Raw genomic sequence first — 24,150 nt, 5'->3', positions numbered from 1 at the left:
GTTGAAAACCCTGTTCATAACCCTGTTTGAAATAAAATAAACGATATAAAAATGAGTCAGTATTCAGAAGAGATTAAAAGAAGAAGAACGTTTGCTATTGTCAGCCACCCGGATGCCGGTAAGACCACATTGACGGAAAAACTACTGTTGTTCGGTGGCGCGATCCATGTGGCAGGAGCTGTTAAGTCCAACAAGATCAAAAAGACAGCGACCTCCGACTGGATGGAAATAGAAAAACAACGTGGAATCTCCGTTGCAACCTCTGTGATGGCTTTCGACTATGACGACCATAAAGTAAATATCCTCGATACCCCGGGCCACCAGGACTTTGCCGAAGATACTTTCCGTACGTTAACAGCCGTAGACAGTGTAATTATTGTAATCGACATTGCCAAAGGTGTGGAAGCCCAGACCCGTAAGTTGATGGAAGTCTGCCGTATGCGCAAGACACCGGTGATCGTGTTTGTCAACAAGATGGACCGTGACGGTAAAGATCCTTTCGACCTTCTGGATGAGATAGAAGAAGAATTGCAGATAAAGGTACGCCCTCTGAGCTGGCCGATCGATATGGGACAGCGTTTCAAAGGGGTATATAATATATATGAACAGAAACTCGACCTCTATACGCCGAGCAAACAGTATGTGACGGAAAAGATCGAGTTCAACGATATCAACAGCCCGGAGCTGGAAAACCATATCGGCGATACGCTGGCTGAAAAGCTGCGTGCGGACATCGAGTTGATCGAAGGCGTTTATCCGGAGTTCGATGTGGATACGTATCTGAAAGGGGATATCGCCCCTGTCTTTTTCGGCTCTGCCCTGAACAACTTCGGTGTGAAGGAGTTGCTGGATTGCTTTATCAAGATTGCTCCGTCTCCCCGTCCTATCCAGGCGGTGGAACGTGTGGTTGAACCGGAAGAGGATAGCTTTACCGGCTTTATCTTTAAGATACATGCCAATATGGACCCGAACCATCGCAGTTGTATCGCTTTCGTGAAGATCTGTTCCGGTCGTTTCGAGCGTAACGCTCCTTATAAACATGTCCGCTTCGGCAAACAAGTGCGTTTCAGTAGCCCGACTGCTTTTATGGCACAGAAGAAGGAGACGGTGGACGAGGCTTTTGCCGGTGATATTATCGGTTTGCCGGATACCGGGAATTTCAAGATCGGCGATACGCTGACTTCCGGTGAAGAACTTCATTTCAAGGGATTGCCCAGCTTTTCTCCGGAAATGTTCAAATATATTGAAAATGCCGACCCGATGAAAGCCAAGCAATTGAACAAAGGTATCGAACAGTTGATGGACGAAGGTGTGGCACAGCTTTTCACCAACCAGTTCAACGGCCGTAAGATCATCGGTACGGTAGGGCAGTTGCAGTTTGAGGTTATCCAGTACCGCTTGCTGCATGAGTATGGCGCACAATGTAAATGGGAACCGATCAGCCTGTACAAAGCCTGCTGGATCGAGAGTGACAATCCTGTTGCTTTAGAAAATTTCAAGAAACGTAAATCCCAGTATATGGCGCTCGACAAAGAAGGGCGTGACGTCTATCTGGCCGATTCCGGTTATGTGCTGACCATGGCACAGCAGGATTTTCCGGATATCAGGTTCCATTTTACTTCGGAATTCTGATAAGGAACGTGTCCGGCTTTGCCGCTTTTCACCATAAATTGGGGGATTGGGATTCATTCAAAATTTATCAGAATTGAGCTATTTTCTTTAATGGGGCTTTGCCCCATGCCGCAGGCTCTCTTTTGCCGTCAGTTTCAACTGACGGATAGATAAACCTTCCGGTTTTACCGGATTCCTCTGTGGGTTTCAACCCCTTTTCCTGATATGTATAATGAAAGGGGATAAATCCCACAGAGGAAGAGGCTTTGCCTCCTGTATTTAGAACCGTTGGTTGAAACCAACGGCAAAATAGAGCCTGCGGCACGAGGCTCGCCTCGTTAAAAGACACCGTAGATAGTTCAGTTTTTTCTATATTTGAACCTTTTCCAATAAGGTTTTTCTGCAAATCAACCATCATACTGTCATAAATGGATGTAATGTGTTTATTACTAATCTATTAGTGTATGATAGTTGAAAGCCACAACTATCATATCACCTATCATACCCTCATTTTATCCGGGCATATGATACATATTTAACAAAATCATTGCTCTTTTACCTCCCGAAAAATCACTGTAAAGAAGAGTATTCTGCATCTCATATTGCTCTTCCCTACTTAATAATTTCTCTAAAACAATAGACTAATTCTCCGGGAATACTTGCTTTTTGTTTTTAAGATGCCCGTTTCGACTTGTTTTACACCCGGATGTCGACGATGCTCAGACCCGGGTGTAAAGGTTGTTGAGACCTGGGTGTCAGGCAACATAAATAACTATACTGTTGAAAATAAGCAATATACTTAGTAGAAAAAGACTGTAGTGTATCAGATTTCAAGACAAGGTTATGACGGATTATGACAGTTAAATGATAGTTGAAAATGATAGCTGTCATGGTGTAATATGCTTATTACATGCGTATTAAAAGAGAATATGATAGTATGATAGTTCATTTTGATAATGCAATTAGATTATCTACTCTCCCTCCCCTTTGGGTATTCTATTTACAAAATATTTTTTATCTCTTCCAGGCTGCTGACCGTATAGGTCGGGGTAAACTCCTGGGGCGGCAGTCCCTGCGGGTTGAACCAGAGTTGGTCGATCCGCGATTGGCGGGCACCGAAGATGTCGGCCTCGAAGCAGTCGCCGATCATCAGCGTTTCGTTGCGGCGGGAGTTGGTATTGATCAGGGCAAAGTCGAAGATGCCCTTGTGCGGTTTCTGGATACCGGCGTCTTCCGACAGGATCATCCGCTTGAAATAAGGTGCCAGGCCGGAGTTGCGCAGTTTCTTGTCCTGCACTTCGCGGAAGCCGTTCGACAGGATATACAGGCGGTAGGAAGGACGAAGATATTCCAGCAGTTCGATCGCGCCGGGAACCAGCCGTGTCTTGGTGGTCGTGCGCCTGAGGAAATCATTGTTGACGGCCAGTACCGCCTGGGTATCTTCGATGCCCATCGGGCGCAGCATATAACGGAAGCGGTCGATGATAAGCGTCTGCCTGTCGATCTCTCCCGCACGGTATTGCTTCCAAAGCAGTTCGTTGTGCGGCCAATAGATAGCAAAGAAAGCCTCGAAGGAGGCATAATACCGGTCAAAGTGGTGATCGGTATAAAGCTCTTCGAGGCATTCTTTATTATTATGGTACGTATCCCAAAGGGTATCGTCCAGATCTATAAAGAGGTTTTTGTATTTCATCATCCTACTTCGATCACCAGGTATTTGCCCAGGCTCCAGAATGTTTTCGGGTCTGTGATGTTCAGTGTCAGGTTGCCGTCTTCGTCTTTCACGAATTCGTAAGAACCTTCCGGATGGTTGGATTTCAGTTTTGCCTTTGCTGCAAACAAAGGAATTTCCTTTACTTCACGAACGTCGACAGAGATGAAGTAATCCTTGTTGAAACCGCTCTGCAATACTTTTGATTTGGAGAAAAGGCCACCGCCGGAAAGGATTTTCTGGTCTTTCAGTTCTTTTGCCGTGCCGAAGCAGTAGTAAGCCGTGTTGAGCGCTTTGTCCTGTTCGCCCAGCTTTTCAGATTGGGCGGCAGCTGTTGTAGCCAGGTTTTCCACATCTTCGTTCAGTGAAGAGACCATTTCGTCCAGTTCCTGGATACGTACATTTTTCTTTGCCAGGTCTTCCTGCAAAGCGACGATCATCGTAGCTTTCTGGTCCAGTTCGGAAGAAAGGCGGCTGATTGTTTTCCGCAGGGCTGCCGATTGGATACCGCTCTTTTTCAGCTTGTCTTCCAGCTGGCTGATCGTTTCCTTGTTCTTTTTCAGTGTTTCGCTGATCAGTTGCATGTTCTGCTTGATCTGTTCGCGGTTGCTTTTGCTGAATTCACCGCCAGTCTGCTGCTGAAGGTTCAGATAGTTTTCCGCATCGCGGATAGACTGTATGTCTGCCTCTACATCATTTAATGTAGTGAGGATCTCGTTCATTTCGCTGGTCGCTTTCGTATTCTCGATCTTCAGAGAATCGTTTTCGGCTTTCAGCTTTTTGTATTCGGCTGAGTTCTGTCCGCAGGAAACCAGCAATGTCGCGCAGGTACAAGCTAATAATAACTTCTTCATGTTCTTTTTGTTTTTTGAGTTAAACATCTTTTTCTGTCTCTTTTTCCTTTTTATCTTTTAAGCCTGCTAATACAATAACAATCTCACCTCTCGGATCGTTCACGGTAAAATGTGCTATAACCTCTTCCAGGGTTCCGCGGACGGTCTCTTCGTGCAGCTTGGATATTTCGCGCGACACGGATACTTGTCGGTCGGTTCCGAAGAATTCGGCTAGTTGGGTTAGCGTCTTTACCAGTCGGAAAGGTGATTCGTAAAAAATGATCGTCCTGTATTCGACGGCCAACTCCTTCAGGCGGGTCTGACGGCCTTTCTTCTGGGGAAGGAATCCTTCGAAACAAAACTTTTCGTTCGGTAGCCCGGAGGCCACGAGGGCCGGAACAAATGCGGTTGCTCCCGGCAGACATTCCACGTCGACACCCTGCCGCACACATTCCCTGACAAGCATAAAGCCCGGGTCGGAGATGGCCGGTGTCCCGGCGTCGGATACGAGTGCGATGTTTTCGCCGCCTTTGATGCGGGAAGCGATCTGCTCCACAGTCTTATGTTCGTTGAACTTGTGGTGCGACTGCATCTTGTTCTGTATCTCGAAATGTTTCAGCAGAATACCGGTCGTGCGGGTGTCTTCGGCCAGGATCAGGTCGGCTTCCTTCAGCACACGGATGGCCCGGAAGGTCATGTCTTCCAGGTTTCCTACGGGAGTCGGTACAACTGTTAACTTTGCCATAATTTTCAATTCTTCAGAGGAATCGTTTTTCCAATAGCTTGATGAAGTCGGCTACGGCTTCATCTTCTATGTTCCATTTCAGTTCGTTATTCAGGTAGGTTACCGATTCTTCATACGAATGGATCTCGTTGAGGTCGGTAATCGCCTTGTTCATTTTCTCTTCATTGCCACCGAACAGTTCGCGACGGAAACGGAAGCGATCGTTCAGGCTGAACGCCTTGCGGAAGTCGGACAGGTTCTTCTTCTCCAGAATGTCACTCAGGAAAACACTTTGCTTTTCCGAAGTGACGGATTTATGGGGAGGTTCGGGCTGAGTTTTATGTCCTACCGGTCCGATAGGGCGTACCGGTTCGGGCTGTACGGCGACGGCCGGTTCCGGGATAATAACTTCCTCTTTGACTGTTTCCGGTTGACGGACCGGCTCCGGTTGGACGGTAACCTTTTCCTCGGTAACGATTTCCGTCTTTTCGATGATAACTTCCTGTACGGGTTCCACCTTTGGCTCCGGGACGATTACGGGTTCTGCGACCGGCTCTTCTTTTACTTCCGGTTCTTTTATTTCCGGTTTGTATTCTTCAGGAGCGGGTGCTGTGGTGGCAACCGGGTTGGGAAGTGACTGTATCAATGCCTGATGGGCTTCCATTTGTTTACGTAACATTTCAATCTGTGCAGTTTCCAGCGAATGCAGGTCATTCAGTATTTTATGCGTCAGATTGAATGTCTGGCTAAAGAAGGAGACCGGATATACTTCTGCGTCGCGCATACCGGCTATCAACGTCTCCAGTTCCTTGATATCAAGTAACAGATAATCTATTTTTTCTTTATTTGCCATTCCTTTATTTTAATTTGCAAGAGGCGTTGTGTCCCAAAAGGCACTATTTGCGACCTCTCTGTCTTATATTGCAGCAAAAATAACTATTTCTATTTATGTAACGTACTTAATATGTGAAAAAGTGTGCTGTCACTCAACAAATTCATCCGGTAAATTAACCAGATACAGCCGATGGGTGGCACGGGTGAAAGCGGTATACAGCCACCGGTAGAAATCTTCTCCCAGCATTTCTTCCGTCATATATCCGATATCGAGGAAGACATTCATCCATTGTCCGCCCTGTGCCTTATGGCAGGTGATAGCATAGGCATATTTTACCTGCACTACATTGTAATGCGGATCGGCTTTCATCTTCTTCATTTTTCCGGCCTTGGTGGGGATATCGTCATAATCTTCCAGGATGGTGAAGAACAGCTTGTCGTTTAGCTCTTTCGGCAGGGCAGGGGTGTCGGTCTGTAGGGTGTCGAGCAGTATCTTTATATCCAGTTCCAGGTCGTAATCCTGAAAGCGGACGGTCACATCGGCAAAGCGAAAGCCGTAAAGCTCGGTCGTCCGTCTGACACGGAGTATCTGTACGATTTCGCCGTTGGCGATGAAGTCCATTTCCTTGCAGTCGCTGGTCCAGTAATAATTGTTTTTGGCAACCATTAAGCGGTCGCCGGCCGATAATTCTTCTTCCCGGTACAGTATCCGGTTGCGGATGCCGTTATTGTAGATGGTGGCTCGTTTGTTGGAGCGCGTGATGATCATTGTTTCTTCGATCCCGTCATGGCTGTAGGCCGATGATATTTCCTCGATCAGTTCATCCCCGTTGACCTTTCTGAAGTCGGTGAAACCTTTCAACTGAAGTTTAGGATAGATTTCTACGGTGTTATTCCGCAACGCATCCCGCAAACGGGTTGCATTGAGCAGAATACCCGAATCTCCGCTTTGCCTGACGACCTGTGTCAGGGTGATTTCCTGTACTTGCAGGTTGTATCCTCTGAGTATTTCCGGGTTGAGTGCCGGACTTTCGGTTTGCATGACAGGCGGCAACTGGGCTACGTCGCCCATCAGGATCAAGCGGCAGTTCTCCCCCGAATAAACATATTGTATCAGGTCGTCGAGCAACCGTCCCGTCCCGAAAGAAATCGAGTCGATTCCGTCATTGGAAATCATAGACGCTTCATCAACAATAAATAACGTATCTTTATGTAAATTATCAGCAGGCATGAACCCGGTAGGCTCGTTGGAGAATGCCTTCTGGCGGTAAATCTTTTTATGGATCGTATAAGCCTTTTGCCCCGAATAGTTCGAAAAAACCTTAGCAGCCCTGCCGGTTGGAGCCAGCAGAAATGTTTTTTGTTGCAGTTCGCTCAGGGTTTTGACCAAGGCACCGACCAACGACGTTTTTCCGGTTCCTGCGTATCCTTTCAGCAACAGGAGTGTGTCCGATTCCACCGAAAGCAGAAAATCCGTGAGCGTTTTTAATGCAGAAAACTGGTCTTCTGTCGGATTATGTGGGAAATTTTGCGTAATTTGGCGGCTTAAATAACTATTTATCATTTTGATTGCAATAATTTTGGTGATAAAGGTAGTGTATTAAATATTCTTTTTTAAATTTGCCGAACGAAATAAATTCAAAAAAACAATACAAACCATGAAAGTTACATTAAAGATTTTATTAGCTGCTGCAGTTCTCCTGCTAGTTTACATTTGCTACAGAAGCATCATGACGCCGATCGAATTCAATGAAGAAAAAGATGCGCGTGAAAGTCTTATTAAAGCTCGTCTGATCGATATTCGTAAAGCTCAGATCGAGTACAAGAATGTGTATAAGACTCATGCTGGTAGTTTCAATGACTTGGTTAAGTTCCTGAAGGAAGATAAGCTTCCGTTCTTGATCAAGGAAGGTGTTTTGACTGACGAGCAGCTGGAAAAAGGTATGACAGAGAAAGAAGCTGTGAAGAAAGGTTTGATCAAACGTGATACTATCTGGGTCCTGGCAAAAGATACATTGTTCGGTACCAGCTACAATGCTGATGATCTGGCCAATGTTCCGGGAACAAGCGTTAAGTTCTCTATGGATACAGCTACACTGACTTCCGGTTCCGGTTATACTGTAAAAGTATTTGAAGCAGGCGTTAAGTATGACGATTATCTGGGTGACCTGGACAAACAGTTGGTTGTAAACCTGAAGGACAAAGCTGAAAAGCTGGAAAAATATCCGGGTTTACGTGTTGGTTCACTGACTGAAATTAATAACAACGCAGGTAACTGGGAATAATCAATTGCTTATGACTATCAGTATTCCTGATACGTTGACTGCTGATAATTCTGGAAAATACATAATGTCCATCCGGCTTAGGTCGGATGGACTTTCTTTTTCAGGATACAGCCCTTCGGAGAGCGAGACTTTCTTTTACAGAAACGTGGAGTTCGACCGGACGAAGCCTTATGTCTCTTCCCTGAAAGAGTTTTTCTTTGAGCACGAGTTTATGACTTATTCGTATAGGCGGACGAACCTGGTTTGTGTCACGCCGCAGTATACGGTGGTGCCGGAGGAAGTCTTTACGGACAAGCAGAAAATGGATCTGCTGTCGTTTACGTTTTCTGCCCCGGAGAATAAATGTCTGCATAATTTGCTGACACGTGAGGCGGCGGAGGTCGTGTTCGGCATGAATGAAGAGGTGTATGAGTTTTGTTCCCGCTCGTTGATCAATCCGTCGTTCATCCACCATATTACTCCCCAGTTGGCTTTATGGAAACAGCAGAGCCGTATGTTGATCCCCCGGCAATTGTATGTAGTGCTGCACCGGAAGATGATGGACGTGGTTTGTTTTGCACAGGGGAAACTACTTTTTGTAAATACCTTTGAGTATGATAAGCCGGATGATATCCTGTACTATATATTATATGTATGGAAACAGGTCGGTATGGACCAGGAGAGGGACCAGCTTCATATCTATGGAGGTGTCTCCCTGCGTAACAGCATAACAACTACATTACGTAATTATATACAATATATCAGTCCGGCCGAGATACCGTCGGATGCTTATTTGTTGGGTGCCGAGGTTGTTCAGGCCCCGTTGGATTTAATAGCTTTATCTGTATGCGAATTATAAGCGGAATATATGGCCGGAGGCGTTTTGACGTACCGTCTTCTTTCAGTGCACGGCCGACTACTGACTTTGCGAAAGAGAATCTCTTTAATGTGATCAACAACCTGACCGACCTGGAAGGTGCCGATGCGCTGGACCTGTTTGCCGGAACGGGGAGTATCTCTTTCGAACTACTGTCGAGAGAATGCAAAAGCGTGACGGCTGTCGAGAAGAACAATGCACATGCCTCTTTCATCGCAAAGGTAGCGAAAGAGTTAAAGACAGATTCACTTCATCTGATCCGTGGCGATGTGTTCCGTTATCTTCATTCGGCACCGAAACAGGGTTTTGATTTTATCTTTGCCGATCCCCCTTATGCGCTGAAGGAACTGCCGGAGGTCCCTGCCTTGGTTTTTGAGCGTGACTTATTGCGTGACGGCGGTATCTTCGTGATGGAGCATCCGAAAACGAATGATTTCTCCCACCTACCGTATTTTGACCAGCAACGTGTATACGGTTCGGTGAATTTCAGTATTTTCATAAAAGAAGAAAAGGCTTAAAGGAGCGGCGAGAACAGGCGCATGAACGATTCGGCGAGGCGCTGTTTGATTGGCCGTTTTAGCCAGCGTGAAGGAATCAGCCGTTCGCAGCTGTGCATATCGTGCATGAACACCCGCTTCATCTGTATGGCGAAAGATGGTTGATAGACGAATGCATTTATCTCGAAATTGTGTTCGAAGCTCCGGAAGTCCATATTGGCTGATCCGATGCAGGCAAGCGCATCGTCGGTTATCATCAGTTTGGAATGGAGGAATCCCGGCTCATAGAAATATACTTTCACACCAGCCTTCACCATCTCATCGATAAAAGAGTGTGTCGCCATATTAGCGCTGCGGGTATCCGAGCGTTTGGGTAACATAAGGCGTACATCGATACCTCCTAACGCTGCGATCAGCAGTGCCTGGTTCAATCCTTCGGTCGGAAGGAAATAAGGGGTTTGTATATAAATGTACTTTTTGGCATTAGCGATGGCAAAGATATAGGCCTGCAACAGCGTGCGCCATTGCCCGACCGGACCACTGGTAGCTATCTGCATAATATTGTCGTCATGGTATATCGGAGTCGGCGGATAATATATTTTGTCGTTCAGCAATTTCTTACTGATAACATACCAGTCGATCAGGAAAGCGGACTGGAGGCCGTGTACTCCTTTTCCTATTATCCTGAAATGAGTATCGCGCCAGATACCCCATTCCGTACCTTTCTCATAGCGATCGGCAATATTCATACCGCCCATATAGCCGATCTGCCCGTCTATAACGACAATCTTCCGGTGATTCCGGTAGTTCACTTTGCTGGTGAAGACCGGGAATGCTACTTTCAGGAAGGCATATACCTCAATTCCGGCTTCCTGCATTTCGTCGAAGAAACTGTTTTTTACGTTCCAGCAGCCTACGTCATCGTATAATACCCGCACCTGGACCCCTTCTTTTGCCTTTGCAATCAGGGCATCTTTGAACCGTGTCCCGACTTCATCGTCACAAAAGATATAATATTGAAAGTGGATATGATGTTTTGCCTTTTGTATATCATTCAGTAAATCCTTGAATTTGTCAGCTCCGTTCGTATATATTTTAATATCGCTGCCATAGAGCAGGGAAGACTGATTGTTGTTACTCAGTAACGTGACTAACGGTTGGTACGGACCGGGGACAGTACAGACGTCCTGTGGTAGTTTGCCTTCCTGCGGTCGTTTCATAATACGTTTGTAGGTTCTTCGGGAGATGATACGCTGTTTTCGGTTGTCCTGTCCGAAGAAGAAATAGAACAGCAGGCCGATACCCGGAGCCAGCAACAATACGATGACCCAGGGAATGGTTTTTAACGGATTTCTGTTTTCCGCTATAATAACCAGAACCAATCCCAGGATGGTGACGGAGTATAATATAATGAATATTACTCCAACGACCCATTGTATGTGTATGGCTGCCAGCATTCTTTTTATACTTTGTTACAGGTTGATAAAGGTAGTAAGGTAATTTGTAAATAACAAATCTTTACTACATTTGCCGGATATATCAAATAAAAGAAGATGATTACATATATTATTATAGGTATAACCGTTTTAGTGTCTTATCTCTGTTTCAATAATGCGGAATTGTTCCGTAAGCTGGCGTTGATCCCTTATCGCACGGTAAAGAAGAATGAATGGTACCGGTTGATAACGCATGGTTTCGTTCATGCGGATATGACGCACCTGTTAGTCAATATGTTTACGTTCTGGTCGTTCGGAACCTATATAGAAACGGTCTTCGGTTATCTGGGTTTCGGAACCTGGGGATTTCTGGGACTTTATTTCGGAGGGATGATCTTTGCTTCCATTTATGATCTGGTGAAACATCACAATGATCCTTATTATGTCTCCATTGGAGCATCGGGAGCCGTATCGGCGGTTCTGTTTTCCTATATATTGTTCGACCCCTGGAGTAAAATATTACTGTTTGCGATCATTCCTGTACCGGGAATTATCTTTGGAGTAGTTTACCTGGCTTATTGTCAATATATGGCTAAACGTGCGGGAGACAATATCAACCACAATGCCCATTTTTACGGGGCGGTATATGGTTTTCTGTTCCCGGCTTTACTTAATCCTTCATTGATAAAAGCCTTCCTGTCTCACTTTTAGACGGAAGATTTTCAGAATATAATACTGTTCAAGTGTTTGTATTTTAAGGTATTATTTATAGATTTGTGGAAATATCTCAATTTCTCTAATACCATAATGCAGACATAATGAAAAGAAGAAACTTCATCAGGAGTGGGGCATTGGCTCTTGCCGGCTTCACTATTTTACCCCGTCACATTTTAGGTGGAACGAATTTTGTCGCTCCCAGCGATCAGATAAATCTCGGGATTATCGGTTGTGGGGCACAGGGACGCTGGACGTTAGCTCCCGAGTTTGCCCGCCGTGCGAATCTGATCGCAGCATCCGACTGTGAATCCCGGCAGTTGAATGCCATGCAGGCAATTGTCGAAAAAGAAACCGAAAAGGCAAAAGGACAGGCCTATAAAGGTTTTAAATTGTATGCCGACTATCATGAACTACTGAACCGCAGCGATATCGATGGCGTGATTATTGCCACACCGGATCACTGGCATGCGGTACAGACTATTGAAGCCTGCCGTGCCGGAAAAGATGTGTATGTGGAGAAACCCATGTCGCACAGTATCGAGGAAGGACGTGCCATGGCCGATGCCGTAGAGAAATATAACCGGGTATTGCAGGTCGGCAACATGCAACGTTCATGGCGAAACTTCCGCCATGCCTGTGAACTGGTCCGTAATGGGTATATCGGTGAGATAAAAGAAGTAAAAGTTTCCATCGGACCTCCTCCTGTTAAATATGATCTTCCGGCGCAACCGGTTCCCAAGACGCTGGACTGGGAAATGTGGATCGGGCCGGCTCCCATGAATGTATATAATGAGGAACTGGCTCCGCCTATGGAACGGAATATGTTCCCGAACTGGCGTAATTACCGAGAATACGGTGGTGGTATGATCTGTGACTGGGGTGCCCACATGTTTGACATAGCCCAATGGGCTTTGGGCATGGACGATTCCGGCCCGATTGAGTTTACCCCTCCTGAGGAAGGAGAACTGAAACCGCTTAGCATGCGTTATGCCAACGGTACTGTAATGACGCATGAGCCTTTCCGTAAGGCGGATGGAAATGCAGTCCGCTTTATCGGTTCGGACGGTGTGATCGATATCAGCCGTAGTTTCCTGGATACGATACCTGCTAAATTACAGGATGAAGTGATCGGTGATGACAAGATCAAATTGTATAAGAGTGACGATCATTACAATGATTTCCTCACAGCAATGAAGACTCGCAAACAGCCGCTTAGTACCGTTGAGATCGGACATCGTACGGCTTCGCTTTGCCATATCGTAAATCTTTGCTACGAGTTTGACCGCAAACTGGTGTGGAATCCGGAAAAAGAAGAATTTTTCTTTGACGATGAAGCCAACAGACGGAGAGGAAATCCGATACGCGAACCGTATAGCCTGAAAGTGTAGCTATATATAATAATGTATAGGAGAAACGATAGCGGCGATAAAAGTTTATGAAGACTTTTACCGCCGCTATCTCTTTTATTCAGCCCTTGTTTAGAACCGTGGAGGAGGGCCGCCCGGTCCGCCATGGCCTCTACCACCCGGTCCGCGCATATCGCTTGCAGAAGCTCCCCCTTTAAAGATGCTGAACCGGTAAATGAAGTGAACCATGAAGTAACTACTCAACGTATTGTATTCCGAATATTGTGTATAGTCAGCTGTTACGCTCTGAGAGATATTACTGCGTTGTTGCAGGATATCATAAATTTTGAAACGCAATGTCGCCTGGTTCCCTTTCAGGAAAGATTTGGATGCCGATGCATTCCATAAAACTTCTTTCTGTTGGTATCCGGCTGCGTAACCGGAGTTGGCCGACCAGGTTATGTCACTTTCAATCTTGAAATCGAGTGGAAGATAAATGGTCGTAGTTCCTCCCACGCCATAATTGTAAATATTCTGGTCGTTCTGGTTTTGTAAAGAGTTCTTAGTCCCACTATAACGGAAGTTTCCGTTTACTCCCAGGTCGATATAATCCGAACGAAAATCGATACCGGCACGTTCCATGGCCGAATAATTCTTGTTCGTATTTTTTTCTTCGTTGATGAAACCGTTTACATTAGCAAAAGAGGCCATTGTCATCGAGTTAACAGAGAACTTTCTATTCTTCAGCGGCGTGTTGAACATGACGCGGAAATTACCGTTATAGTTCCCGTTGACATTTTCATAAGTCGTCATCTTCTTTCCTGATTCTCCTACATAAATAGACTTGGTAACAATGTCGTTGACAACATAGTTGGCATTCAACATCAACATGAGAGCTGTCTGCTTTTCCGGAATAAATTTCTGGTAACGGGCAGAGAAGTTATTTGAATAAGTAGGTTTCAAATCCGGATTACCGGTGATAGTGTTCAGCGGGTCGGAGATGTCGGCTACGGGTTGCAGCTGGGTCATCGACGGCTGGCTGGTACGTCCGCGATAGTTGATGCGCAGGTTGGTACGTTTATCGAACCGGTAGTTGAACCGGATCATCGGTGACAGGTTGACAACGTTGCGCGTCAGCTTTGAAAGGGTCGTGTCGCCTACAAAATTCTCACTTACACTGTGCGAAGGCTCCAGGTTCATGCCGATGGTATAATCATATTTTTCCCGGACAGCCTTAAAGGCCAGGCTTGCCTGCTGGTTGATAAAGTTATTGCGGTAACTTTTGCTGTATGCAGTGTCCAGTACATTATAATCTTCGCTGTCTTCTCCCCTAACATAAGAGTTTTTCAGGGATTCCTGTTTATTCTGGCTGATACTGTAGGTTGCCTGGATGAAGTTGTTATGCCCGATCGGCTCGACCCATGATAAATAAACGCGGTAGTTAAACCCTTTGTTATCATATTTGAATTGCTGGTCGATCAGTTCATCCTGGTCTTTTCCCATGAAATATTCTGTGTTCGAATAATTCAGTCCTTTGTTGTAGGAATCGCTGAGTCCTCCGGTTAAAGAACCACTGAAGACACGCCCTTCGTCATTCAGCTTACGGCTGAACTCCAGTCGTGCATTAAGGTTGTAACCTTCACCGTCGGATACGTAATCGGATTCTCCGAGGTTGACCGTATCGCCCAGGTTTGTCAGTGTGTTGAACGAACCGAACTCCCGGTTATGGCTGTTGCTATAACTGAAACTAGGCTGGAAAATGATCTGGGTTGCCGAATCCGGCTTCCATTCCATGCGGAAATCGGCACCGACGTTATCGCTTTTCGTGTTTTTATTATTTATTTCATTGTAAATAGTAGAACTGTCGTTCGGCAAAATATTTGTCCGGTTGATTTTACTGTTCGCTTCATTGTCGGAATGTGAATAACGGACATTACCTCCCAGGGTCATTTTAGAGTTGAATTCTTTGCTAAAGTTCAGACCTACGTTTCCGGAGGTGGTGATACCGTTTCCGGCTCCTCCCGACCGTCCGCCCCGTCGTCCTCCCATACCGGAGAACATGTTGGAGGCAATATCGGAGAATCCCATATTGTTCGTGTTATTGATACCTCCCATAAGTGTGAACTGGTCGTTGTTAATAAACCGGTTCACCATGAAATTACCTTCATACCGATCTTCGCTTCCATAGCCGGCAAAGGCATTGCCGAACCATCCTTGCTTCATTCCTGGCTTGACAGTCAGGTTGATCACGGTTTCTTCATCCCCGTCATCGAATCCGGTCATCCGTGCCATATCGCTCAGGCGGTCCAACACCTGTACTTTTTCCACCATTTTAGAAGGCAAGTTTTTGGAAGCTACTTTCGGGTCGTCGGAAAAGAATTCTTTTCCGTCTATCAATACTTTTTTGACTTCTTTTCCATTGACGGTAATCTTTCCTTCGCTGTCAACTTCCACGCCGGGCATCTTTTTCAGAAGGTCTTCCAGGACAGCCCCTTCGGTTGTCTTGTAAGAGTCGGCGTTATATTCGACCGTGTCGTTGCGAACGACCACTTCCGGAGCTTTGCCGATCACGACGGCTTCACCCAGCTGGATAGCTCCGTCGCTTAATGCTAATTTACCTAATTTGACAGGATTTGTTTTTCCGGTGATACGGATGGGTTGGTATAAAGGATCGAATCCCACAAAGCTGACATGCAATAAATAACTGCCGGCTTTAATACCTTTCAGTGTAAAATTACCATTGCGCGAACTGGCTACACCGCCAACCATCGTGCTGTCTTTTACATTCAACAAGCGTACTGTCGCCTGTTCGATTGGCTCATTGCTCCCGTCTTCTACCACCGTTCCGGTGATGTCAACTCCACCCTGCTGCGCAAATGCCGGCAAAGAAAAGAGGATAAAAAATAACCATAATAAGTACCTTCCCAATTTCATAACTAATGTATTATCTGTATCTAACAAACATTCTCCCGGACTGGTTTCCGGGTACGAGAAGATAGACACGACGAAGGTTATTAAGTTTAAAAATATATGTGATGATTTTGATTTATTAACGAAAACATTTGTCAGCAAATTGACAGATGAAAATCTCGAACTGCCGGAATATCAAAATGCTATATCAAGTGGCTGGTGAAGGATCTGTATAAGACTGGTGGAAGAGGTGCTGTTTTTTATACAAACCTCGGAGGGGTTGAAGATGTTATAATGCTCTTAATGGTGAAGTAATTCTGCCATAATAGGAAATTAAAAAGGATATATGAATCCTTTTTCTGAAATAAATGATGATTGTTTGATATAACGATATTTTAATTATGCACTGTTTTTGAATCGTTCTGGAGAAAAAAACTGTTCGTAAACATACAATTCGGAGCTTGAAAAGTCCTTTTGAGATTGTCAATTAACATCTATTTGCACTGTTTTTTGCTTATAATAAATCTTCATCTCGTTTAAAACGAAAAAAAACTCGTTTTAAACGAGATGGAAATTTCTTTAAAATGAACTGAGAGCTGGATGGTAAGAATGATTGTTGTTAATTAGTGTAAAAATAAGTCCTGTGGAAGATAAGATTTGAAGAATTTACGTGTTATGATAAAATCTATTTGTGTAACATATTGACGCAATATGGTTGTGTTTTGACTTCTTTTGTCAAATCTCTTTTATCTTTTTCAGGAAGGGAATCCGAATAAAAAAGAAAGCAGTGGCAGATAATCCCTTAGTCTGACACGAAGTATTTTCAATGCTTGGCTGATTCTGTATTCAACGGTTTTGACGGATACGCCGAGTTTAGTAGCTATCTGAGTATTCGTGAGTTCCCCGAAACGGCTTAAAGCGAAGGTGTCGCGGTAGGTGTCAGGGAGTTCTTTAATAGCTTTGTTAATGTGTTCAGTCAGTTCATTTATAAAATAGTAATCAGGATCTTCAAACTGATCTTTAAGTTTGTCATATATATGGTTATGTATTCGTTCGTGATATAGTTGTTTCTTAATGGCATTCAGGCAACGGTGTTTGGTTGAAATGAAAAGATAGGATTTCAGAGAGGTGCCGATGATCAGTGTTCTTCGGGTTTCCCACATGAACAACATCAAGTCTTGCACTAACTCTTCCGAGTCTTCGTCGGAAATGTAGTGGGAGGCATACTCGCATAAAGGGGAATAGTATTTAAGAAACAATTGTTTATAAGCGTTTTTGTCGCCATTTTGTAGCAAGTTGAGAATTTGATCGTCGTCCATATGCCCTGTATGTTGTTAAAACTGTTGTGGTAATTTTCAAGAAAAAGCGTGGAACTGTTTGCTTATCAACTCAGGAGCTCTGGTAAGCTATATAAGAAATAAGCAACAGCCCACGCCTATAGGGCGCGAGCGCTTGGTGCTTATTATTCATCTTATAATTGAATTTACCAGATTCCTGAGTCTGAATAATAATAAACGCTTCTACGTTGTTTCTAAATTTCAAAAGCAAATATAGAGGGTTTCTTTTATATGTGAAACTATTTATTTACTTTTTATACAATAATCTAATTACTTTTTTTGAAAAAGTTGAAATCTCGTTTAGGGTAATGTGTAGGTGGCTTTGTCGTATATATAGAAACAGAAAAAATGGAAGAACAAAGAAAATATATAGAAGAACCGGATGCTTCATTCTTGTTGTCATATATCGGGGGAAGTGCTTCGGAAGAAGAACGTAGCATTGTTGAAAACTGGTTGCATGACAAAGAAGATAATGAGCAAATTTTGTTACAGGTTGCACATATTTACCATGCACAATATACACATCGGCGTATTGAGCAACGTGATTCTCTTAAAGCGTTTGGGAAGGTACAAGAGCGGATTAGACAACATGTATGGAAAAAAAATGTTTATCGTTTTTCTTCAGTAGCTGCCTGTATTGCTGTTGGATTCTTTTTATCAACTCTTCTTTCATGGTGGAATACAACAGACAGTGAGGCGGATGTGCAAATGGTTACTGTCCGCTCAAATCCCGGGATGCGGACCAGTTGTAATTTGCCGGATGGGACGGTGGCTTATTTGAATTCAGGGTCAACACTAATTTATCCGGTCCCGTATGATAAAGATAAAAGAGCAGTCACATTGGATGGTGAAGGCTATTTTAAGGTGACACATGATTCGAAGAAGCCTTTTATCGTAAGTGTTGCTGATGGAAAAATGAGAGTAAAGGTGTTGGGGACTGAATTTAATTTACAGGCATATCGGGAGGAAGGACTGATAAAGACAACTTTGGTTTCTGGGAAGGTTAATATTGAAGCAAAGAAGGAAAATGGAACAGTGGTGAGACAAGAGTTGTCTCCTTCGATGAAGGCCACATATGATCTTTCTGCCGGAAAAATAAATCTGGAAACAGTCAATCCAGCATATGAAATAGCTTGGATAGAAGGAAAGTTAATGTTTTATAATTCTCCTTTACCCGAGGTATTGCGTGATTTGTCTTATTTTTATAATGTGAAATTTGAAGTACAGGATCCTCTGATTAAATCCTATTACTTTACCGGGACATTTATGGAGAAGCAATTGTCACAGATTTTAGATTATCTGAAGATTTCCTCAGGAATAGATTATAAAATCAGACAAATCACAGGAGATGATAGTAAAGGTATTAAACATACAGTGGTTGAATTAACTAACAAACGAAAATAGAAACATAGAATAATGTTGTATAATAGTTAAAGTAGAAAGCCTATGGAATAAAAACAATTATTGAAGACCCTATTATTAAAAAACATACGGAAACATGTTACCAGCATCTTCCCGTATGAAATATTCAATAGCCGGTCTATAAACAGACTAAGGAAATTATTTTTTAATCTTAAATCATTTACAAAAGTATGGTAAAGAATTATTATATCCAACAGGATAGAGAAATTTGTATTCTGAAATTAGTACCTAAAATAACAAGAATCATGAAGTTAACCTGTTTATTGTTATGCTTGTCTATTGGTATGGTATTTGCGTCCCAGTCTTATGCGCAAACTACGAAACTCTCCGTGCTAGGGACAGAGAAAACTGTTGCAGAAGTTCTGGAAGAGATTGAACAGCAGACTGATTTTCAATTTTTTTATAATAACAAAATCATAGATGTCAACAGGAAGGTTTCAATTAATGTACAGAATGAAGATGTTTTTGCTATATTGAATCGTTTGTTCAAAGAGTCGAATGTCCGGTATAAAGTAATAGGAAAAGATGTAATCCTGACAACCGCAGATGTGGTGGGAGTAGATCAGGAAGGTCGAAAGGTTGTCGGTAAAGTGACCGATCATCAGGGAGAACCTGTTATTGGTGTGAATGTTGTTGAGAAAGGGACAACGAATGGGACAACAACTGATCTGAATGGCTCTTATTCTTTGATGTTGGTTAATGATGATGCAGTTCTTCAGTTTTCTTATATCGGATATACGACCAAAGATATTGTCGTTGGAAATAAATCTGATGTTTCTGTTTCATTGTTGGAAGATAGTCAGGCTTTGGAAGAAGTGGTCGTTGTTGGTTATGGTACGGCTAAGAAGGTAAATCTGACCGGTGCAGTTGCACAAATTGATAACAAAACAATGGAGAATCGTTCTGTTACAAATATTGGTAAGGCTTTGCAGGGAGTTGTCGGAAACCTGAATATGACAGTTTCCGGAAATGGTGGAGCTCCCGGTTCTACGATGGATTATAACGTTCGCGGTACGACCAGTCTTTCCGGAGGTTCTCCTTTATTTATTGTTGACGGAGTTCCAGCAGATAATATCAATAATATCAATCCGGCGGATGTGGAAACACTGACTGTTTTGAAAGATGCGGCTTCTGCTGCTATTTATGGTGCACGTGCTGCTTATGGGGTTATTTTGGTGACGACTAAAAAAGGTACTAAAAATGAAAAGGTAACCGTATCCTATAATAATGTAGTAGGATATAATCACGCAACATGTATTCCGAATCAGGTTAATTCATTGGATTTTGCAAATGCGTACAATATTGCATCTTTGAATTCGGGACAGTCTCCGATGTTCAGCGACGAACATATAGAACGTATCAAAGCCTATATGGCAGACCCGGGGCATTATCCGTCAAATATACCGAATCCTAACAATACGGATTATTGGTCATATGCAACATTGGATAACGATAATGTGGATTGGTTCAGGGCATTTTTCAAACCGGGATCATGGAATCATAAACATGATTTGAGTGTAAAAGGCGGTACAGAAAAATCTAATTATTATGTAGGTGCAGGTTATTATAAGGAAAATGGATTGTTACAATATGGAAAAGATCGATTCGAACGTTTTAACCTGACGAGTAATTTGCATTTTGAACCGTATAAGTGGTTGCGGGGAGATGTCAGGGTAAAATTCAGCCGGGATAAAAACAATACGGTATCAGAGGCTTATAATGGAGATATAGGTAACTGGGTACATTTGGCGACGACTCGCTATCCGAACTGGTCTTTGAAAGACCCAAATGGTCATTGGGCTTCTACTTCTCATATGTACAAACAAATAGATGGGGGACGTACGCTTGATAATACGAATGTCTTTAGTGCGACAGGTGCTTTAGAAGCTGAACCGATCAAAGGCTGGAAAATAAATGTAGATTATACTTACCGGAATACGGCCAGAAAAGAGTCCACCCATGATAAGGCGGTGATTTGGGAATATACGGTATCTGAGGTCCCGGTAATGGCTCCTAATCATGATGCCTTTTCGACTTTGCAGGCTCAAACGGATTATAGTTCTTTCAATGCTTATACTTCTTATGAACATTTATTTGGAGATCATTTTATGTCGGTCATGGTGGGGCAACAGTTAGAACTGAGCAAATATGATTATTTAACAGCTATGCGTCGTAATTTGATTAATCAGGATATACCTTCTTTATCAACAGCAATTGGTGAACAGACAAATTCCCAGACATTGACGCATTGGGCTAATATGGGTACTTTTATCCGGGCTAATTATAACTATAAAGAAAAGTATCTGATTGAGTTCAATGCCCGCTATGATGGTTCGTCCAAATTCCAGCGTGGTGACCGTTTTGGTTTCTTCCCTTCGGTCTCTGTGGGTTATAATATTGCCAGAGAAAACTTCTGGACCATTGAGCATATAGTGAACTCATTGAAATTACGGGCCTCTTATGGTTCATTGGGTAATCAGAATGTCGGTGATTATTTGTATCTGAGTACAGTGAACGTGGGTAATAATTATGGCTATCTGATAGATGGTGTACGCCCGAATTATTTGGATGCACCGGGTTTGGTTAGTCGTAATCTAACTTGGGAAACAGTTTCGACTATTGATGTCGGAGTAGATGCTTCATTTTTGTCGAATCAATTAAATTTATCGTTTGACTGGTATCGTCGTACGACAACTGATATGTTTGGTCCTGCTAATGCCTTGCCAGCGGTGTTAGGAGCTAGTGTTCCACAGGAAAACAATGCCGATTTACGTACTTCCGGTTTCGAATTGAATTTAGGCTGGAGGGATCAGATAGGAAAAGATTTCTCATATAATGTGAATCTTGTTTTATCTGACTATGTTTCAAAGGTTACAACTTATAATAATCCTACAAAAATTTTATCAACCTATTATGAAGGGCAGACTATCGGAGAAATTTGGGGATATAAAACAGCCGGTATCATCCAGTCGGAAGAGCAGTTGAAAAAGATACCGGATCAGTCGTATATCTATGGAAACTGGACGATTGGAGATGTGGAATATAAGGATTTGAATAATGACGGTAAAATAGATAAAGGTAAAAATACAAAAGATGATCATGGAGATTTAGCTGTTATCGGTAATACGACTCCTCGTTTTAGTTATGGTATTTCTTTGGGTGCACAGTGGAAAGGTTTCGATTTGAATATCTTTCTGCAAGGGGTAGGAAAGCGTGATTTCTGTCCTCCTACAGGTGGTAACAGTGGTGTTTTCTTTTGGGGGTTCACCGGTGGATTTGGTTCAAATATGTATGAGGAAACTTCTGATTTCTGGACTCCGGAAAATTCAGGAGCATATTATCCGAAGCCATATAATTCATCTGAGGTGTATAAAAACCAGCAGGCGCAAACTCGTTATTTGCAGAATGCTGCTTATTTACGCCTGAAGAATTTTCAGTTAGGCTATACTATTCCACAGATTATTATGTCAAAGATCGGTTTAGAACGTATACGTATGTTTATCAGTGGAGAAAACCTCTTCACAATCACTTCGTTACAGAAAAACTTTGATCCGGAGCTTTTGAACGGAAGCTGGGGGGCCGGAAAGGTTTATCCTTTGTCGAAGACATTCTCTTTTGGTTTTAATGTTGATTTTTAAATTGAATTGTTATGAAAAAATATAGCTTATTTATCGTACTATTAGGATTATTCGTTACTTCTTGCGAAGATTTCCTCGATCGAGACCCTTTGGATAAGATTACTGACCAGCAAATGACATTTTCAGCAAAGGAAATGGAACTCTATGCCAATAAATATTATGGTAATTTCCCAGTATTGGGTGGAGCAGATTACGGACCGTATGAGAAAGATAATGCTTCAGACAATCTGGTTTCCGGGTCATATATTTATGATGCACAAATATCCGGAACGATTACAGTCCCTTCCTCCGGAGGCGGATGGGATTGGACAATGCTCAGAGGTTTGAATTTCTTCATTGATAACTATCATAAATCACAGGACCCTATTTCTGAAACAGCACCTTATATTGGTGAGATTTATTTTTGGCGTGCCTGGTTTTATTATGACAAACTGAAACAGTTTGGTGATCTTCCCTGGATTGGGAAAGCTTTGTATGCTGATTCGGAAGAGTTATTTGATACCAGAGTTTCACGGACAGTAATAGCAGATTCTATAATAGCTGATCTTGATAAGGCAATCAGTCTTTTGCCGGAAAAAAGTATGGCTACTTCTGGAAGAATTCATAAAGATGTCGCTTTATTGTTCCAGAGTCGTGTTGCTTTATATGAAGGCACATGGGAAAAATATCATAACGGAACGCCCTTTGGTGTTGTAAATGCGGATCCGGATCGTTTCTTCCGGGTTGCAGTTAATGCAACGCGGGCTGTGATCGATAAAGATGTCTATGCAATAGAACCCGTGGGCGGAGATAAAGATAAAGGTTACTGGAGTTTATTTAATCAGACTGATTTATCTGCAAACAAGGAGGTTTTACTTTGGAAAAAATATGATATGGGACTGGGTGTCTATAATAACAGTCAGAGTATTTGGGGAGTAAGTGATAATAACACCGGAGTCTCGAAGTATATGGTGGAGGCTTATCTTTGTTCAGATGGTAAACCGATCAGTATCAGTCCTCTTTACCAGGGAGATGATTTGGTGGAGAAAGAAGTACAGAATAGAGATCCCCGTTTAAGACAAACAATTTATCAGAAAGGTGATCCTCGTGTGATTGTGAACGGACAGGTGAGTGGTTCTTTTACTGTGCCGGATATGACATATGATTCGCGTTTAAGAAATACGACCGGTTATCAGTTGTATAAAGGATGTGATCCGGCTGCTGTACATGAAGGTGGATATATTACAGCAAGTATTATTTTCCGGTATGCAGAGGTTTTATGTAATTATGCAGAGGCAAAGGCAGAGTTGGGGGAATGTAGTCAGGATGATTTGGATATCTCGGTGAATCAGTTACGTGATCGGGTGGATATGCCGCATATGACAGTTGATGTAGGTTTTGTTGATCCGAAATGGGATTTTCCGGGACTTAGTCCGCTTCTGAACGAAATACGTCGTGAACGACGGGTTGAGTTTGCTTGTGAGGGATATCGTTTTGATGATTTAATGAGATGGGCGGCTGTTAATCTGATTAAACGTCCGATGATCGGTGCAAAGATGAAGCAGTTTGCAGATATTAAAGATCAATTTAAACCTGTTCTTGATCCGGGTGCAATACCGGTAAATGATGCAGGTTATATTGCACCTCACTGGAATAGTCCGGCAAAGAGCGGTTGGCAGTTTGATGAAAATAAGAATTGGTTGAAACCGTTGCCTTCTAATGAGTTAGTTTTAAACTCAAATTTAGAACAAAATCCGGGATATTGATATTTTGCACGATCTATAGAGGAGGATTTCCATTATCTTCCTCTATAGATCGTGATAATTTTTATCTTAAATTGTAATATATGAAAAACATGAAGTTAAGAGTGCTATTGTTTTGGTGTCTTTCCCTTTGGTTGTGTAGTTGTGTTGAAAATAGAACAATATATTTTTGTGGTAGTGAGCAGGGTGAAGTCTATCAGTTATTAAAAAACGAAGGTTTTAAATTGGAGAGATTTGACTCACCAGAGAAA

General features: G+C 43.0%; 18 protein-coding genes. 9 read left to right on the top strand and 9 right to left on the bottom strand.

Going from position 1 to position 24,150, the window contains the following annotated elements; all coding sequences use genetic code 11:
• Nucleotides 1-51: 51 nt before the first annotated feature.
• Nucleotides 52-1,632 (top strand): peptide chain release factor 3, encoded by a 1,581-nt coding sequence (locus tag NBH14_RS16745; protein WP_186960209.1) that lies wholly within the window; start codon nucleotides 52-54, stop codon nucleotides 1,630-1,632.
• A 67-nt stretch (nucleotides 1,633-1,699) separates the two neighbouring features.
• On the opposite strand, the gene NBH14_RS16740 is transcribed toward NBH14_RS16745, so the two are convergent.
• From NBH14_RS16740 to NBH14_RS16715, 6 genes are all read right to left on the bottom strand, one after another.
• Nucleotides 1,700-2,029, bottom strand: coding sequence for a hypothetical protein (locus NBH14_RS16740; protein WP_186960208.1), 330 nt, complete (start codon nucleotides 2,027-2,029; stop codon nucleotides 1,700-1,702).
• Between the two features lie 582 nt (nucleotides 2,030-2,611).
• Nucleotides 2,612-3,304, bottom strand: a complete 693-nt coding sequence (locus tag NBH14_RS16735) for a YjjG family noncanonical pyrimidine nucleotidase (protein WP_186960207.1) — start codon at nucleotides 3,302-3,304, stop codon at nucleotides 2,612-2,614.
• Complete coding sequence (locus NBH14_RS16730; RefSeq protein ID WP_128135043.1) at nucleotides 3,304-4,176, bottom strand: Cbp1 family collagen-binding glycoprotein adhesin; 873 nt, start codon at nucleotides 4,174-4,176, stop codon at nucleotides 3,304-3,306. The genes NBH14_RS16735 and NBH14_RS16730 overlap by 1 nt, the downstream gene beginning before the upstream one ends.
• A 19-nt stretch (nucleotides 4,177-4,195) precedes the next feature.
• Nucleotides 4,196-4,900, bottom strand: coding sequence for a 16S rRNA (cytidine(1402)-2'-O)-methyltransferase (rsmI, locus tag NBH14_RS16725; RefSeq protein WP_009859710.1), 705 nt, complete (start codon nucleotides 4,898-4,900; stop codon nucleotides 4,196-4,198).
• A gap of 13 nt (nucleotides 4,901-4,913) precedes the next feature.
• Nucleotides 4,914-5,732 (bottom strand): DUF8457 domain-containing protein, encoded by an 819-nt coding sequence (locus tag NBH14_RS16720; RefSeq protein ID WP_186960206.1) that lies wholly within the window; start codon nucleotides 5,730-5,732, stop codon nucleotides 4,914-4,916.
• A 129-nt stretch (nucleotides 5,733-5,861) separates the two neighbouring features.
• Nucleotides 5,862-7,277, bottom strand: a complete 1,416-nt coding sequence (locus NBH14_RS16715; RefSeq protein ID WP_186960205.1) for an ATP-dependent DNA helicase — start codon at nucleotides 7,275-7,277, stop codon at nucleotides 5,862-5,864.
• Between the two features lie 94 nt (nucleotides 7,278-7,371).
• Here NBH14_RS16715 and NBH14_RS16710 point away from each other — a divergent pair, with 94 nt between their 5' ends.
• Genes NBH14_RS16710 through rsmD form a run of 3 tightly spaced genes read left to right on the top strand, consistent with a single transcriptional unit; the run spans nucleotide 7,372 to nucleotide 9,372 of the window.
• Nucleotides 7,372-7,998 (top strand): hypothetical protein, encoded by a 627-nt coding sequence (locus NBH14_RS16710; RefSeq protein ID WP_186960204.1) that lies wholly within the window; start codon nucleotides 7,372-7,374, stop codon nucleotides 7,996-7,998.
• 10 nt (nucleotides 7,999-8,008) lie between these two features.
• Nucleotides 8,009-8,836 carry a DUF3822 family protein gene (locus tag NBH14_RS16705; RefSeq protein ID WP_186960203.1) on the top strand — a complete coding sequence of 276 codons (828 nt, stop codon included), beginning with the start codon at nucleotides 8,009-8,011 and terminating at the stop codon, nucleotides 8,834-8,836.
• A complete protein-coding gene (rsmD, locus tag NBH14_RS16700; protein ID WP_009859705.1) occupies nucleotides 8,824-9,372 on the top strand; it encodes a 16S rRNA (guanine(966)-N(2))-methyltransferase RsmD in 549 nt (182 codons plus the stop codon). Before NBH14_RS16705 ends, rsmD begins: the two co-directional genes overlap by 13 nt.
• Here rsmD and cls read toward each other — a convergent pair.
• Nucleotides 9,369-10,808 carry a cardiolipin synthase gene (gene cls, locus NBH14_RS16695; RefSeq protein ID WP_186960202.1) on the bottom strand — a complete coding sequence of 480 codons (1,440 nt, stop codon included), beginning with the start codon at nucleotides 10,806-10,808 and terminating at the stop codon, nucleotides 9,369-9,371. The genes rsmD and cls overlap by 4 nt on opposite strands.
• Before the next feature lie 96 nt (nucleotides 10,809-10,904).
• On the opposite strand from cls, the gene NBH14_RS16690 reads away from it, so the two are divergent.
• Nucleotides 10,905-11,498, top strand: coding sequence for a rhomboid family intramembrane serine protease (locus tag NBH14_RS16690; RefSeq protein WP_186960201.1), 594 nt, complete (start codon nucleotides 10,905-10,907; stop codon nucleotides 11,496-11,498).
• A gap of 107 nt (nucleotides 11,499-11,605) precedes the next feature.
• Nucleotides 11,606-12,892 carry a Gfo/Idh/MocA family protein gene (locus NBH14_RS16685; RefSeq protein ID WP_048317262.1) on the top strand — a complete coding sequence of 429 codons (1,287 nt, stop codon included), beginning with the start codon at nucleotides 11,606-11,608 and terminating at the stop codon, nucleotides 12,890-12,892.
• A 90-nt stretch (nucleotides 12,893-12,982) separates the two neighbouring features.
• Here NBH14_RS16685 and NBH14_RS16680 read toward each other — a convergent pair whose 3' ends face one another.
• Both NBH14_RS16680 and NBH14_RS16675 read right to left on the bottom strand, forming a co-directional pair.
• Nucleotides 12,983-15,784, bottom strand: coding sequence for an outer membrane beta-barrel protein (locus tag NBH14_RS16680; RefSeq protein ID WP_186960200.1), 2,802 nt, complete (start codon nucleotides 15,782-15,784; stop codon nucleotides 12,983-12,985).
• Between the two features lie 731 nt (nucleotides 15,785-16,515).
• Entirely contained in the window at nucleotides 16,516-17,079 is a 564-nt protein-coding gene (locus tag NBH14_RS16675) for an RNA polymerase sigma-70 factor (RefSeq protein WP_186960199.1), read from the bottom strand.
• Between the two features lie 366 nt (nucleotides 17,080-17,445).
• Here NBH14_RS16675 and NBH14_RS16670 point away from each other — a divergent pair, with 366 nt between their 5' ends.
• The 3 genes from NBH14_RS16670 to NBH14_RS16660 all read left to right on the top strand — a co-directional run bounded on the left by NBH14_RS16670 (nucleotide 17,446) and on the right by NBH14_RS16660 (nucleotide 23,902).
• A complete protein-coding gene (locus tag NBH14_RS16670) occupies nucleotides 17,446-18,501 on the top strand; it encodes a FecR family protein (protein WP_186960198.1) in 1,056 nt (351 codons plus the stop codon).
• Nucleotides 18,502-18,764: 263 nt separating this feature from the next.
• Nucleotides 18,765-22,157, top strand: coding sequence for a TonB-dependent receptor (locus NBH14_RS16665; protein WP_186960197.1), 3,393 nt, complete (start codon nucleotides 18,765-18,767; stop codon nucleotides 22,155-22,157).
• Nucleotides 22,158-22,168: 11 nt separating this feature from the next.
• Nucleotides 22,169-23,902, top strand: a complete 1,734-nt coding sequence (locus NBH14_RS16660) for a RagB/SusD family nutrient uptake outer membrane protein (RefSeq protein ID WP_186960196.1) — start codon at nucleotides 22,169-22,171, stop codon at nucleotides 23,900-23,902.
• Nucleotides 23,903-24,150 lie beyond the last annotated feature (248 nt).

It is taken from the genome of Parabacteroides caecihominis (assembly GCF_023656785.1).
Taxonomy (GTDB): Bacteria; Bacteroidota; Bacteroidia; order Bacteroidales; family Tannerellaceae; genus Parabacteroides; species Parabacteroides segnis.
This window is presented reverse-complemented; position numbering and strand designations above follow the sequence as displayed.